General features: G+C 29.0%; 16 protein-coding genes. 6 read left to right on the top strand and 10 right to left on the bottom strand.

Features of this window, described 5'->3' with window-relative positions:
* The first annotated feature begins 131 nt into the window (after positions 1 to 131).
* The 6 genes from glnA (at position 132) to BP769_RS06860 (ending at position 6,966) form a co-directional block, all read left to right on the top strand.
* On the top strand, positions 132 to 1,478 hold the full coding sequence (gene glnA, locus BP769_RS06885) for a type I glutamate--ammonia ligase (protein WP_409198115.1): 1,347 nt from the start codon (positions 132 to 134) through the stop codon (positions 1,476 to 1,478).
* Between the two features lie 164 nt (positions 1,479 to 1,642).
* Complete coding sequence (locus BP769_RS06880; protein ID WP_413824525.1) at positions 1,643 to 3,331, top strand: NrpR regulatory domain-containing protein; 1,689 nt, start codon at positions 1,643 to 1,645, stop codon at positions 3,329 to 3,331.
* A 203-nt stretch (positions 3,332 to 3,534) separates the two neighbouring features.
* On the top strand, positions 3,535 to 3,981 hold the full coding sequence (locus BP769_RS06875) for an SseB family protein (protein ID WP_413824528.1): 447 nt from the start codon (positions 3,535 to 3,537) through the stop codon (positions 3,979 to 3,981).
* A 175-nt stretch (positions 3,982 to 4,156) separates the two neighbouring features.
* Positions 4,157 to 4,951: a molybdate ABC transporter substrate-binding protein gene (gene modA / locus BP769_RS06870; RefSeq protein ID WP_413824532.1), complete on the top strand. Its 795-nt coding sequence runs from the start codon at positions 4,157 to 4,159 to the stop codon at positions 4,949 to 4,951.
* A 50-nt stretch (positions 4,952 to 5,001) separates the two neighbouring features.
* The gene (locus BP769_RS06865) at positions 5,002 to 5,799 is read left to right on the top strand and encodes an ABC transporter permease (RefSeq protein ID WP_413824535.1); all 798 of its coding nucleotides are present in this window, start codon (positions 5,002 to 5,004) and stop codon (positions 5,797 to 5,799) included.
* A 48-nt stretch (positions 5,800 to 5,847) separates the two neighbouring features.
* Positions 5,848 to 6,966 (top strand): ATP-binding cassette domain-containing protein, encoded by a 1,119-nt coding sequence (locus BP769_RS06860; RefSeq protein WP_413824538.1) that lies wholly within the window; start codon positions 5,848 to 5,850, stop codon positions 6,964 to 6,966.
* Between the two features lie 3 nt (positions 6,967 to 6,969).
* Here the strand turns inward: BP769_RS06860 and BP769_RS06855 are convergent, their stop codons facing one another.
* The 10 genes from BP769_RS06855 to moaA form a co-directional block, all read right to left on the bottom strand.
* Entirely contained in the window at positions 6,970 to 7,263 is a 294-nt protein-coding gene (locus tag BP769_RS06855) for a DUF2097 family protein (RefSeq protein WP_413824541.1), read from the bottom strand.
* A 119-nt stretch (positions 7,264 to 7,382) separates the two neighbouring features.
* Positions 7,383 to 7,715, bottom strand: coding sequence for a DUF2097 domain-containing protein (locus BP769_RS06850; protein ID WP_413824544.1), 333 nt, complete (start codon positions 7,713 to 7,715; stop codon positions 7,383 to 7,385).
* 81 nt (positions 7,716 to 7,796) lie between these two features.
* A complete protein-coding gene (locus tag BP769_RS06845; RefSeq protein ID WP_409198123.1) occupies positions 7,797 to 8,654 on the bottom strand; it encodes a formylmethanofuran dehydrogenase subunit C in 858 nt (285 codons plus the stop codon).
* A 16-nt stretch (positions 8,655 to 8,670) separates the two neighbouring features.
* On the bottom strand, positions 8,671 to 10,389 hold the full coding sequence (locus BP769_RS06840; RefSeq protein ID WP_413862339.1) for a formylmethanofuran dehydrogenase subunit A: 1,719 nt from the start codon (positions 10,387 to 10,389) through the stop codon (positions 8,671 to 8,673).
* Positions 10,390 to 10,406: 17 nt separating this feature from the next.
* Positions 10,407 to 11,783, bottom strand: coding sequence for a formylmethanofuran dehydrogenase subunit B (locus tag BP769_RS06835; RefSeq protein ID WP_409198125.1), 1,377 nt, complete (start codon positions 11,781 to 11,783; stop codon positions 10,407 to 10,409).
* Positions 11,780 to 12,340: a molybdopterin dinucleotide binding domain-containing protein gene (locus BP769_RS06830; protein ID WP_409198126.1), complete on the bottom strand. Its 561-nt coding sequence runs from the start codon at positions 12,338 to 12,340 to the stop codon at positions 11,780 to 11,782. Before BP769_RS06830 ends, BP769_RS06835 begins: the two co-directional genes overlap by 4 nt.
* 16 nt (positions 12,341 to 12,356) lie before the next feature.
* A complete protein-coding gene (locus BP769_RS06825) occupies positions 12,357 to 12,587 on the bottom strand; it encodes a 4Fe-4S binding protein (protein ID WP_409198127.1) in 231 nt (76 codons plus the stop codon).
* Between the two features lie 14 nt (positions 12,588 to 12,601).
* Positions 12,602 to 13,693, bottom strand: a complete 1,092-nt coding sequence (gene fwdF / locus BP769_RS06820) for a tungsten-dependent formylmethanofuran dehydrogenase subunit FwdF (protein WP_413824550.1) — start codon at positions 13,691 to 13,693, stop codon at positions 12,602 to 12,604.
* Positions 13,668 to 14,144, bottom strand: a complete 477-nt coding sequence (locus tag BP769_RS06815) for a 4Fe-4S binding protein (RefSeq protein WP_409198129.1) — start codon at positions 14,142 to 14,144, stop codon at positions 13,668 to 13,670. The genes fwdF and BP769_RS06815 overlap by 26 nt, the downstream gene beginning before the upstream one ends.
* A 363-nt stretch (positions 14,145 to 14,507) precedes the next feature.
* On the bottom strand, positions 14,508 to 15,194 hold a 687-nt coding region (gene moaA, locus BP769_RS06810; protein WP_413862337.1), incomplete at its 5' end, for a GTP 3',8-cyclase MoaA.

Below are 15,194 nucleotides of genomic sequence, written 5' to 3'. Positions count from 1 at the left end.
GTGGAAATGTAATTCCGTAGGAAGTAACCTTCCGGCTAACTTCCAATTTAATTTACTTAAAAAAAACAAAACTTAAAAGTAAACCCATACAAAGATAAAACATAACTAATTATAAATGGAGAATTTATTACATGTCAGACGAAATAAAAAATATTATTGAAAGAATGGAAGCAGATAATATCAAATTCATAAGACTTCAATTCGTAGATTTAAATGGAGTTCCAAAAAGTATAGCAGTTCCATATGTAAAAGGAGAAATGGAAAACTTTTTCACCAAAGGAATGCCATTCGATGGATCCTCAATAGAAGGATTCGTTGAAATCAATGATAGTGACCTAATTTTAAAACCGGATATAAGCACATACTCACAATTATCATGGAGACCTGAAGAATCTGCAGTATGCAGATTTATATGTGATATTTGGACCCCTGAAGGAAAACCATTCGTAGGAGACCCAAGAAGCATACTTAAGCATGCACTAAAAAAATTAAAAGATGAATATGGATACAATTATAATATTGGACCAGAACCAGAATTTTTCATAGTTAATATAGATGAAGACGGATATCCCGTACCTTACGATGATGCAAGTTACTTTGATGTAGAACCAAAAGATAAAGGACCTGATTTCAGAAGAGAATTAACATTAAACTTAGAAGAATTAGGATTTGATGTTGAAGTAAGTCACCACGAAGTAGGACCTGGACAAAATGAAATTGCATTTAAATTTGACGATGCATTAAAGACAGCTGACGCAGTAATAACATTCAAACAAGCAATAAAAGCTATAGTTAATAACATGGCACAGTTTGATGGATTAGATTATAGAGTAACATTCATGCCAAAACCATTCTTTGGAGAAAATGGTAGTGGAATGCACTGTCACCAAAGTTTATTTAAAGACGGAGAAAACTTATTCGCAGACGATGAAAGCGAAAGTGGAATCTCTCAAGAAGCAATATATTTCATTGGAGGATTATTAAAACATGCTCCAGCATTAACTGCAATAACTAACCCAATAGTAAACTCTTACAAAAGATTAGTTCCAGGATACGAAGCACCTGTTTACGAAGCATATGGTCTTAAAAATAGATCAGCATTAATAAGAGTTCCTGCTGCACGAGGAAAAGGAACACGTATTGAATACCGAGCACCTGATCCAGCATGTAATCCTTATTTAGCATTTGCAGCAATGTTATATGCTGGAATGGACGGATTAAAAAATAAAATTGATCCCGGCGAACCAACAGAAATAAACATTTACAAATTAACTGAAGAAGAACGTGAAGAATTAGGAATTAATGTATTACCTTCAAGTTTATGGGAAGCATACCATGCATTAGAAGAAGATAATATAATTATGGATGGTTTAGGCGAACACATAAGTGAAGCATTCTTAAAATCCAAATATGCAGAATGGGACGATTACAGAGTACAAGTATTTGGATATGAACAAGAAAGATACTTAGATTTATAATTAACTAAACCTCTTTTTAATTTTTTACTTTTTTAAAAAAAAACATTTTTTTACTATTTCTTAATTCAAAAATAAAATAGAAACTTATTAAAAAAAAATATAAATTAACTTAATAAAAAATAAATTTTAATTCTTTTTTCTTAAATTTTACAAAGGTAACTACAATGTCAGAATCAGAACATCGTATGATAGAAATTCTCAGAATTTTAAGTGAACAAGACAAAGCAATTGGTTCTAAAGTTATAGCAAATGAACTAAAAAATAAAGGTTATAACTTAGGAGAAAGAGCTGTAAGATACCACATGCAAATATTAGATGAAAAAGGATTCAGTAAAAGAAAAGGATATTCTGGAAGAATAATCACTGAATCTGGAAGAAAAAAACTTGAAAAAGGACTAATTTATGACCAAGTAGATTTTATTTATTCAAAATTTGAAGAAATGATGTATAAAACAAATTTTGATTTTGAGAAAAAAACCGGGAAAATAATAGTCAATAAATCTAATGTTTTAGACGAATCTGCATTTGAAGTAGTTAAAAATGTTTTTGATGCAGGACTAGCAGTTAGCCCCTTAATAAGTGTTGAAAAAAATAAAATAGGAGAATCTTTAGGATATTCAATAAAAACTATTTGTAGTACAACTATAGATGGAATTCTTTTATCAAATGGAATAGCATCCCAACCTATCTATGGAGGTCTTGTTAATGTTGAGGATTATACTCCTACAAATTTTACTGAATTAATTTCTTATAAAAAAACATCTATGTCTCCTTTAAATGCTTTCATTGCAAAGGATATGACTTCAGTTAGAGAAGTTGTGAAAAATGGTAATGGTATAATACCTGCAAATTTTAGAGTAATTCCTAGTGCAGCTAGAGAAAAAACAATTAACATTCTTGAGAAATTAAATCAAATAGGTATTAATGGTATATTAAAAATTGGAGAAAATGGAGAAACCACATTAGGAGTGCCTGTTAATGAAGGTTTAGTGGGAATTGCATTAATTGGAGGAGTTACACCTTTATGTGCAGCTCAAGAATTAAATTATGATGTAGACATTGAAACTATAGACGAATTTGAAGAATATAAAAATTTAAAGTCAATCTCAAAACCTAAAAATATATTAAAAACATCCCAAAAATCAAATCAAAATAGGATACCTTTCTTACTTTCAAAATCTTGGAATTTAATACAAAAAGTAAATTTTGATTTAAATTCTGAAAAGGGAAAGATAATATCTAATATATCCTATATTGATAAAGAAGATTTAGATTTTGCTTTAAATATTATGAAAAAAACATACAAAGATTCTCCCGATTATATTAATCCATATTACAAATTAATTAATCATCCAGGTAATCCTAATAAAATAGGTATAGGTACTATTTGTAGTTTAACAATTGATGGAATTTTAATGAATAATGGGATTTTAAGCACTCCTAAATATGGTGGATTAATTGAAATAGGAAGTTCACCCCAATTTATTGAAATGATTTCATATAATGGTTCTTCATTAGATCCTCACAAAATTTTCATTTTTAAAAATATGACTAATATTACAAAAAAGAAGATTTATCCTCAAAATGCTTTAGCTTCTATTAAAGAAGTACCTTATGTAGCAAGAGAAAAAAGTAAAGATATTTTATCTAAACTAATTGATATGGGATTATCAATTTATAAAATTGGAAAACCTAGAGAGTTAGTTTATAATGCTAAAGTTAATAATTACAATTTTGGAATTGTTGCAGGTAGTGGGTTAAATTCAATTGCAGCAATGAAAGAAAATAACATTGATATTGAAGTAAAAGCTGCTGAAAAATTAATTCCTTTTAATGAATTAGAAAAAATTTAAAAATATTTTAAAAATTCATTAAATATTAATATATCCCTAAACTTTTTATGAAAACTTAATAATTTTAAAATGAAAGATAAAGTAATATAAGTAAAACATTAAATATTATGTTTAATATTAATTTAATAGATATATAAATTAAGAAAAATTTATAAGTAAAACAAACAGGATTCTTATAAAAATAAATAACGGAGAAAAATAATATGGCAAAAGAAATGGAACCCCTAGAAAATGATAGATTAAAAGAGGTAATTAAAAACTTACATGAAAATTATAATGAAGATACTGAAGAAAAATTTTTAGCAGAACTTAAAAATGCATCTTTTTTAGCTCCTGCAGATATTAAAGTTGAAGGGAACATGAAAGAAAAGATAGAATCTGACGGAACTATAACTTTAGATAAAAATACCCCTATGAATTTTATGTTAATCAGTTCAGAAGATGGAAAAAACTTTTTCCCTGCATTTACTGATGAAGAAGAGTTAAGTAAAGATCCAGAAAAAAAAGATGCAATTATAATTAACTTAGAAACTTATTTAGAAATGTTAGATAGCAATACAGAAGAAGATATTGCAGGCATAGCTATTAATCCTTTTGGTGAAGCTATTGTAATACCTAAAGAAATGTTAGTCAATATTTACACCAACTAAATAAAACTTTTTTTAAATAATATTATAAAAATCTTCTTTTCGATGTTTTAAATTTTAAACATCAATATTCTTTTTTTTAAAACCTCGAATCAGATAGAAAATCTTAAATATTGATTAATAAAAATATCGATATGTATGAAAATACAAACTTTTTTTTAAAAAGGAGAAATAAAAAATGAATAATAAAAAAATTTTTATAATAATTGTTATTATTGCCATTATAGCTATTATAGCTGGTAGTTATTACACAGGAGCAATATCAACAACACAACAATCTAGTGAATCAGGTACTGTAACTGTACTAGCTGGAGCTGGTTTCAGTAAAGTAGGTAATGATTTAGTAACCGAATTCAACAAAAAATATCCTAACATTAAAGTAAATATGAAATATGGGGGAAGTGGAGAACTATTCTCAACTTTAGAAACCCAAAAAAGTGGAGATATTTTTTTACCTGCAGCTTATAAATATATGAAAGAAGCTAAAGAGAATGGTTACATCCAAAATGATACAGAACAGAACATTACTAAAAATGTACCTGTAATAGTAGTACAAAAAGGTAATCCTAAAAATATTACTGGACTTAAAGATTTAGAAAGATCTGATGTTAAAGTAGGTTTAGGTCAAGCTGAAGGTCCTGCTATTGGAAAAACATCCCAAAAAATTATTGAAAAAAATAATTTAACAATAAACCCTACTGTTACAACTACTACAGTTAATCAATTATTAACTTATATAGTATCAGGACAAGTAGATGCTACTATTATATGGGAAGACATGACTGTATGGCAAGAAGGAAAAGATAAAATTGAAGTTGTAGAAATACCTAAAAATGAAAATTCTATAAGTACAATACCTGTTGCCACAACTCAATTCACAAAGGATAATAGTTCAGCACAAAAATTCCAAGAGTTTATCCTATCTGATGAAGGAAAGAAAATTTGGGAAAAATGGGGATTTGAAATAGAATAAAAAAAAGTTTTTTTAAAAAATTATTAGGAGATTAAGAGGATAAGATTATTATGCGTTCTAAATTTGAATGGTTATTTATTGGAATCACAGTAATAGTTACTTTAATATTTTTTGCAGTAATTGGAAGCATGTTTTTAATTACTTCAGTAGATGGATTCATATCTTCTTTATTTTCTCCTGAATTAACTTATGCTATAGGATTAACCATAGGTACTTCATTAGTTTCTGCCACAATAGTAGTAATATGTTGTATACCTATGGCTTATACATTAAGTAGATATGATTTTCCCCTAAAAAAATTATTTAAAATCATACTCGATTTACCTATGGCTTTTCCTGAAATTGTTATTGGTATAGCACTTTTAATGTTTTTAGGTAATTATGGAATTGGGGGAATATTAAATAGTTTAGGGATTGAACTAGTTTTTAATAGTACTGGAATTATTATAGCAGAATTCTTTGTAGCTTTACCATATGCCATAAAAATGTTACATTCTACATTTAATTATATAGATCCTAGATATGAATTTGTTTCAAGAAGTTTAGGCTATAATGAAGTTGATACTTTCTTTAATATTACATTACCCTTATCAAAACAAGGACTTTTCGCAACAATAATTATTACTATTGCAAGATGTATAGGAACATTTGCTGCGGTTTTATTTGTTGGTGGAGGCATATTAATGAAAACAGATACTTTAGCTATTTCAATGTATTTGAATTTATCAACAGGTGATATAGATATGGCTATTACATCTGGAATTTTATTAGTAATAATCTCATTTATTACAATTGCTATAATGGAAAAATATGCTCCTGAAACTTATAATAATCAAAAAAGTGTTTGAGTTTAAGATAATGGGAAAAAATTAAATATTTATTTTTTAGGGATTGAAATGTATTTAGAAGTTGAAAATTTATCTGTGGATCTTGGGGAATTTCATTTAAAAAATATTAATCTTTCAGTTGAAGAAGGAGAATATCTTGTTTTAATTGGCCCTACTGGTTCTGGAAAATCTGTATTACTTGAAACAATTATTGGATTTTACACCCCAAAAGAAGGATTAATTAAATTAAATGGTAAAATTCTTAATGATATTGCACCTGAAGATAGGCATATTGGAATTGTTTATCAAGATCATGTTCTTTTTCCAAGTATGAATGTTTATGATAATATAGCTTATGGATTAAAAAATAAAAAATCATTAACTAATGAAGAAATAGATTTAAAAATTAAAGATATGGCTAATATTATGAATATCAGTCATATTTTACATAGGGATGTGACTACTCTTAGTGGTGGGGAATCACAACGAACAGCATTAGCTAGAGCTCTTATTGTTGAACCTAAAATTATTTTAATGGATGAACCTTTTAGTGCTTTAGATGTAACTACTCAAGCAACATTAACTTCTTTGATTAAAAGCATAGGTAAGAAGTATAAAACAACATTTGTCCATGTGACTCATAATTTTAATGATGTCTGGAATTTAGCAGATCGTGTAGGTGTAATGAAAAATGGTATACTTCACCAATTGGACTATATAGACACAGTATTTTCAAAGCCTAATAATAAATTTGTTGCAGATTTTGTTGGAGTTAACAACATTATAAAAGGAAAAGTAGATATGTATAATGATGGATTAATGGAAATTAAAATTAATGATAATTTAACATTATACAGTGCAGACAAAGAATATTATGATAAGAATAAGAATATTGAAAATCAGGAAGTTTTAGTTGCAATAAGACCTGAGAACATTATATTTTCAAATGATAAAATAAAATCTTCAGCAAAAAATCAACTCAAAGGAATTATTAAAAATATTGAAATAGCAGGGCATATAATCAATGTTGTTACAGAAGTAGAAAATGTGAAATTTAAAGGAATTTTAACAAAAAATTCATATGAATTATTAAATATTAAAAAGGGTAATGAAATTTATTTAATTTTCAAATCAATGAATGTTAACATAATCGAAAGTTATAATAAATTTAATCTAAATAAAAATTAAAAATTAATATAATTCTATTAAAATTGGTTCACCAATTTGGGGATTATGTAAAAATTCAACCAATTCTTCTTTAAATTCTATTAAATCAATTTCAATAGTTGGATTTAATGATGTTGCATCTAAATTTATTAATACTTTAAAACCTGGAACCCCATTATATTCAGATTTATCTATATTAAGTATTTCACCTTCAGCAAAAATACGATTATAAGATATTTCTGCATGATCATGAATCTTTAAATTTTTTTCTAAATAATCTAAAAGTTCATCAGGAGACATTTTTACTGTTTTAACCATTTTTATTTACCTCTTAAAAATTTTTTATATAAATTACATTTTAAAAAATTTATTTTAGTATACTAACAATATTTGTTAGTAGTTATACAAATAAGTTTTGTTTTAAAATGTAAAAAAAATTATTTATAAGAATATGTAAAATCAACTTCAGGCATTTCAGCTTCTATCACTACTACATTACCATTTTTAACATGACGTAATTCAAGAAGTTCATCTTTAATATCATTTAAATCAATCTCAATGTTCTGATTAAGAATTTCACCATTAAGTTGCAAACTTACACGAAGCCCCTCACCTGTTTCTTCATCTTCTTCGGTAATAGTTAAAACTTCACCTGGAGCAAAAATACGATTATAAGAAATTTCAAGTGTATCAGTAGGTTGAACATTCTTACGAATATAATCTACCATTTCATCAGGACTCATAATTAATTCCTTTTCTTCATTTTCCATTACATATCACTCCAAAAATATTAATAAATAATTTTAAAAATTTAATTATAAAAACAGTTTAAAAAAAAATTAGGAGATTATTTAATAATCTCCAAGGGTAATATATTCATCATTTCCTTCAGAATAAGCAGATAATTTATCTCTGTTATTTTCAGCATCAATATATAATCCACCTTTACCATTAAGAGCAATATCACCTGAATATTGGATATATTTTCCAGCATAAACTTTACCAGATATTTCTGGATCAGTTACAATACCTTGTTCAACAAATCCTTCAAGTAATCTTCCTAATTTACCATGAATAATAATATTACCATTTTTCATTTGACCACCAGGCCAACGGTTAACATTACCATCAATTTCTATTGTACCTTTAGTCATGTGAATACCTGCTAAAATATCACAGTTTCCTAGAACATGGATACTTCCACCGGTTAAACATTCTCCACATTGTTTTCCAGCATCACCATGAATAATTATTTCTCCACCAGTGACACCTCTCCATTCTCCAATGTAAGAAGCTCCAGTAAATTCCTTAGTATTTCCCATAATCTCTAGTTTTCCACCAGACATTTCACGGCCAGCATGAGCTTGAGCATTACCATTAACTAAAACGTAACCTCCAGACATTTCTGCACCTACATGAAGATCAGCATTACCATTAATAATGACTTCTCCACCACTCATTCTGAAACCAATATATTTAACTCTTCCCATATCACCATTCATAATCATTTTAACTTCATTAGGAGAATCAGCTTCTCCTTCAACTGTTATTTTAAAATAATCTGTGATTGGAAATCTTGAGTTACCAACTGGTACAGTATATTTTGCAAAATCATCTTCTGTCCATGTATAGATATTATCAGTGTTTAATTCATCAAATTCTAAAGCAATGGAAGAAGTTTTTATTTGATCAAAAGTTATTGTTTTCACTTTAACACTTCCTTATTTACTTCACTGGCACATCAATTTTTATTGGATTTGGTACATAATGGTCATGTACTTTGTAATTACTCCATTTAACTGAATAATATTGCTTGAAGAAAGGCATAATATCTTCAATTACCTTAGCTTCTTGGTCTTTTAAACCAGTAACATTTGTCCATATTGTATGACTTGGTTTAGTTTGTACAATTTCACCATTTTTAACTAATATTTGTCCATCTTTTATTGTGTATAAAGCACGACTAAATGCTTTTTCAACTTCCTTAGGATTTCTAGATGGATCAAATTCATTAGGTTTAATATCATAAACAGCAATATCAGCTTTGAATCCAGGAGTTAATGCTCCTCTATCAGTATATCCATCTATTTTAGCAGGAGCAGCTCTTGTTATAATAGCAATATCATTGAAATCGTATTCACGATCAAGTGTAGCGAGGGTTGTTCTTTTTTCAGCCCATTTATGTACTTCTCTATTTTCAATCATTTCCATTCTACGTTTATTACTCATTAACCAGGAAATAACTCTAGGATATCTGATGAATGGACCACCATTAGGACTATCAGTAGTTAAACAAAGTTGCCATGGATCATTAATTAATAAGAATAATTCTAATCCAACAGCCCATTGTAAAGTGTTTACTGGATTTTTAGGTGAATAGATACATGGAATAATTCCTGAACCTGTTTCACATTCAACATCTTTATTAGCCCATTTTAATCCTGATAATTTATATAAATCATATTCCATTGGACCATCAGCAGTCATAGTAGTAGTTTCATCAAAAGTAACTTGACCTACATCTCCAGTAAGATATTTATTATGATTAATAAATTTAGCAACATCTGGTGCACCTGAACCTGCATTTTTCCAACTAGTTCCAGTATAAGAATGGAATTGTAAATGAGTACAATGCATAACTTGATCTCTTAATGAAGCAGAAGGTAATGTACTTTTAGCAATATCTTTAACAGATCCTAATGTTTCAATAGTAGTTCCAGTATTTCCAGGGTGTCCTAAATCATTTGGATGTATATGTATTGAGTGAGGAAGTCCTAACTTTTCATTAACTTTTGTTAAAGCTCTTACTACTTGTCTAGAAGTTACATCAAAATAAGGTGCAGAATCATCATATCCATGAACATTCATTCCCCATCCCCATGCTTCGGTTCCACATGGATTTACTATTTTAATACCATATCCTTTAGATAATTTAAGCCAAGCTGATACATATGCAGCTAATTCATCTATTTTATTTTCTTTTGCATATTCCATTACAACCCAATTATTACCAAATAAAGGTAATGGGGCTACATCTATGTTTGGAATTGTATTAATTTCTTCATGAGTATGTTTTGCTTCTAAAGGAGGCATTGCTGCTTCACAAACTGTTCCATATCCCATTCTAGAATATCTATAACCTGTTGTTGGACAACTTGGTATAGAAAATCCAGATTCACCTTTTTCATGAGCGGTTTTTTGAGTTACTCCTCTTCTTGAATCTTCTGGTCGGTATAATCTACCTACAACTAATTTAGGTCCTGCAATGTGGGCATGAATATCTACACCAGCAGGCATTACAATTTTATCAGTTACATCTATGACTTTGGCATTATCAGATACACTGTCAACGATTTTATCATCCTTGAACATTATATCTTTCTTTTCTCCATTTACGCCATTAGCAGGATCGTAAACAATACCATTTTTTAGTATATATTCCATTAAATCACTTCCTTCAATTATTCTGCTGCTGGGTTAGGTACGTATTTAGGAGCTACGTTAGGCTCTTTTCTGAGTTTCATTACTCTTTCTTTAATTTCTCTTATAATCCACTCATCATCACGACATGTTTCAGGTTTATCAATAGCTTTTTTCATATAGATAGGTACTCCATCCATACGATAACTTGTACCTGCACATTCAACCGCAATAAATGAACCCGGTAATACAACATCAGCTAATTCTGTTGTAGGTCCCCAGTGAAGATCTATTTGAATAACTGGAATGTTAGCTAAATGTTGATTTGCACCATTAGGGAAGTGAGCACCTGGATCAGCTGCAATAACCATGAAAACATCTGGTTCTTTTCTTGTTAATAAATCAATAGTATTGGTTTCCCCTAACATATATCTTGCATATCCTCTACAGAAATCTACCCCAAATGCAAATCCTGTTTCATATGCCATGAATATATTGAATCCATTTACATTAAAGTGGCCCCTCATAGGAGTGAGTCCCCATTTACTATCTTTATTTAAATCCATTACCATTTTTATTGCTATATCAATATTTCTTTGTTTTGATAATGTGTGAGTTAAACCAAGACCAAAGAATAGAACACCAAATTCTGCAGATTTCATTTGATCCACTAATTCATAAATATCTTCTTTTGGAATTCCAGAAATTACATCAGCATGAAGTTTTTTACCTTTTAAAACAGCTCTTATAGCATTATAAAATCCATAATCCCCATTTTGTTCAAACCCTATCCATTTATCAGACATTTTAGCTGTATCTGAAAATTTAGGATCCATTGTAACTACAGTTCTATCAAATCTTCCTCGTTTTCTAAAGTATCCTCTAGGGAAAACTGCATATCTTGCTAAATGTCTAGGATGTGAATTCATTGCATTACTTCCAGAGTATACAACCATATCTGCTCTGTTAGTAACTTCACCTAATGTTTGAATAGGATATCCTGCATTTTGCATAGCTTGTAAACTTGGTCCATGACAAATAGTAGCTTGATTATCTAAAACTGCTCCAATATATTCTCCTAATTCAAGTCCTTCTTTCATACATTCAGTAGAAGTTTCAGACCATCCATAAAATACAGGTCTAATAGAGTGTGCAATTAATTCAGCAGCTTTATCTAATGCTGTATCCCATTCTACTTCTTCAAGTTCTCCATCATCTGCTCGTACCATAGGTACTAATAATCTTTGATCGATATCTTCCATGATTTTACTTGCACCTAATCTGCAAGCATGTCTAACTGCAACTACATGATTATCTTTTATTAAATAATCTAAATCATCACAGTTACATCCACAAAATGCACAAGTACAATCTTCTACAATAGTATCATAATCAGTTATTGGTGGTTCATAACTCATTCTAATTCCTCCCATTTACGTCCTCTATAAACAGGTCGTTCACCTAAAGAATCCATATTTTCAATGACTTCATCATCAGTTTCATCTGTATATTTTTTATAGACTAATCTCATTAAATCTGCCATTAATAATACTTTTCTATCTGTTTTTTCCACAGTACAGTGAATTCCTTTATATGTTGGATCTGAACAACAGTAAGTTTCATGGCTCACAATAGTATTTGCCCATGGTCCTTTACAAATAAATACAGTTCCTTCATGAGGAGCATCTCTTGATTTAGCAGCATTCAATACTACTTCACCAAATTTAGTTTTTACTAAAACGGTGTCCCAATTGTTTACACCTAACTTCATCATATCTCTAGGATCCATATAACAAGTTCCAGAAGCATTTTTATATTCTTCTTTTAATGTGGATCCTCTTTTTTTACATGCTCCTTGGTAGATGTCAGAACCTGTATTTAACATACAATTAAGTATGTCTTCAGATCCTTCACCAGGAGTTTGTTCCAAATCATCTACTACTGGTTTATCTAAATAAGTGTTTGCATAAAACATATTTTTACTCTCCTTTTTATTCTAACCATATAGCGTCACAAGGACAGAACATTTGACATGTTCCACATTCTTCACATTTATCTGGGCTGAAGAGTTTTATGAATCCATTTTCAACCATCATTATTGTTTCTGTTGTTTTTGAACCAGCTCCTCCAGCATTTTCCGGACTGATTCTAGCATTTACGGGGCAAGAAACAACACATACCCCACAACCTAAACATCTATCTTGATCTACTTTAAGTTCCATTTAATCATCACCGTTTAATTTTTTAAAGCTTTTATAGCATCTTGCCATGCTTTAGAATTGGTTGGTGTATTATTAATTTTAGTTCGTTTTACAGTTAAAGCATCATTAGGACATACTTTTTCACATGCACCACAATGTATACAAAATTCTTCTTTAATTTTAATAGAAGAATCCATATCACCAGATCCTTTTGATTTAGGGAAGTATAATGCATTACATGGACAAGTATCTATACATGCTCCACATTCACCACATTTATCTTCATCAATTTCAAATTTACCTTCAAATGCTTTAGTAACTGTTGCTGCATTGGTAGGACATACTCCTTCACACCATCCACAGTTAATACACTCTTTTTCATCAATAATTACATTACCAGTTGTAACAGATTTTTCTGGGTCAAAATCATATTCCCCATATGAACAAGACCGACAAACTGCTTTAATAGCATCAACAGGACATGCTTTTTTACAAACAAGACAGTAAACACATTTATCTTTATCAATAATTATGTCTTCTGAACCTGGTTCTTTTGTCACATCAATTGCTTCTGCAGGACATAACTCTTCACATATTCCACAATTAATACAAGTATCTTTGTCAACTTCAATTTCACCAGTAACTAAATCTGAACGTTTTGGTAAGTCTCTTTTTACAGTAAGAGCATCTCTAGGACAAGCTATTTGACATTTTTCACAGAGCACACATTCATCATCATCAATAGTCATTGATTTTTCATAAGATGGATAAGATTCCATATTTTTAATAGATTCCCCACCAATTGTTAAATCTAAAGCATCTGCTGGACATAACCCACTACACATACCACAAAGGACACATTTATCTTCATCAATTGTTACTTTGACATAGTTTGGTTTTGAAACCATGTTTTGAGCAATCTTTTTATGACCACTGAATTCAGTATTGAAGTAGTTACGAGAAACATTACCAACTGAAGCAATTTCTATTGCGCCTACTGGACAAGTATTTTCGCAAATCCCACATCCAATACAGATATGATCATTGAAAGATAATTGTCTACCTTCTGCTGCTGATCTTTTTATGTTAAAGTCTTTACCTTTAACTTCTTTCACGTTTTTGATCATCTTTTTCCTCCAAAATTTTGATAGAATTTGTTGGGCAGGCCTCTTCGCAGGTATGGCATCCACAACAATAAAAGGAGTTTATTTGAGCTGTTAGTGCATTTAAACTAATAGCCTCCAATATACACAAATCTACACATAATCCACAACCAATACATGAATCATTCACTATTCCATTATAATTTTTTTCTTTGAATATTAAAGCTATAACTCTAATTTTATCCAAATCATGGAATAAATTTTGAATTACTAACAAAAAATCTTTATTATTTAGTTGAGTTAATATTTTAGCAAATTCTATTGAATTCCAAGACAAATTACTTCCATTTAAGTAATGTGAAACTGTAGAACGATCAATATCTAATTTTTCTGCAATTTTTTTCTGAGATAAACCTTGATTTCTAAGTCTTACTGCAGCTAAATATTTCAGACCTGATGTTATATGTTTTGGCATGATATCATTCACTGTGTATTAATTAAATTTTTGTTTTTTCAACTTATAAAAGGTGCTACTAGAACTAAATAGAAATACTTAAATAAAACTGTGTAGTAACTACACTTTTTTAAAATTTAAATAATTAAAATTTGAGGTTTAAAAAGCAATATAATAGAAAATATATTTTAAAAAGCTTAAATAAACCCATTAATTAATTAATTTAAAAAATAAAACAAAAATAAGTTTTAAATAATAAAATAAGAAAAATTTATTCCTATTGAAAATAATAAAAATTTAGTACCTTATGTAAGTGTTTTCATGTCGAAAAATAAGAAAAAAAAGAAAAAAAACAACAATGTGTAGTAACTACACATGAATAAATTAATCATCTATAAAATAAGGTTCACGAGAATTAACAGCACTTATAAAAATTTCTTCTAAATCTTTTTCAGAATCCCCAGACCTAATATGAGAAATCAAATCGACAAGATTATCATTTCTAAGCAAACAAGGTTTAATTTTACCTTCAGGAGTTATTCTAAGACGTGTGCAATTCTCACAAAATTTAGTATTATCCATAGGGCGAACAATCTCAACTTCACCACCATCAATAAAATATTTTTTACGATCCTGCATAAACTTACGAACAGTAACCTCACTAGCCAAATCAGTAAATTCCTTTTCTAATGGAGTCATATCAAAATGATATTTTTCATTAAAATCATTATCTTCACAATTATCCGTTTCCAAAATTTCAATTAACTGTAAAATTAAGCCATTATCTTTACAAAAACCAAACATATCATGAATTTCATTATCATTTATACCTTTCATAACAACCATATTAATTTTTACAGGATAAAGGCCAACATCAACAGATTTAAGGATACCATTTTTAACCTCACTTAAATAATCTTTTTTAGTTATACACTTATAAGTCTCAGGTTTCAATGTATCCAAACTAACATTAACACGTTTTAATCCTGCTTTAACTAAATCTTCAGCATATTTATCTAAAAATATACCATTAGTCGTAATAGATATATCTTTAAAATTTAAAGTATTAAG

This window comes from Methanobrevibacter sp. UBA417 (genome assembly GCF_002508845.1).
Taxonomy (GTDB): domain Archaea; phylum Methanobacteriota; class Methanobacteria; order Methanobacteriales; family Methanobacteriaceae; genus Methanobrevibacter_A; species Methanobrevibacter_A acididurans.
Note: the sequence above shows the minus strand (reverse complement) of the source record. Positions and strands in the feature narration are given on the sequence as shown.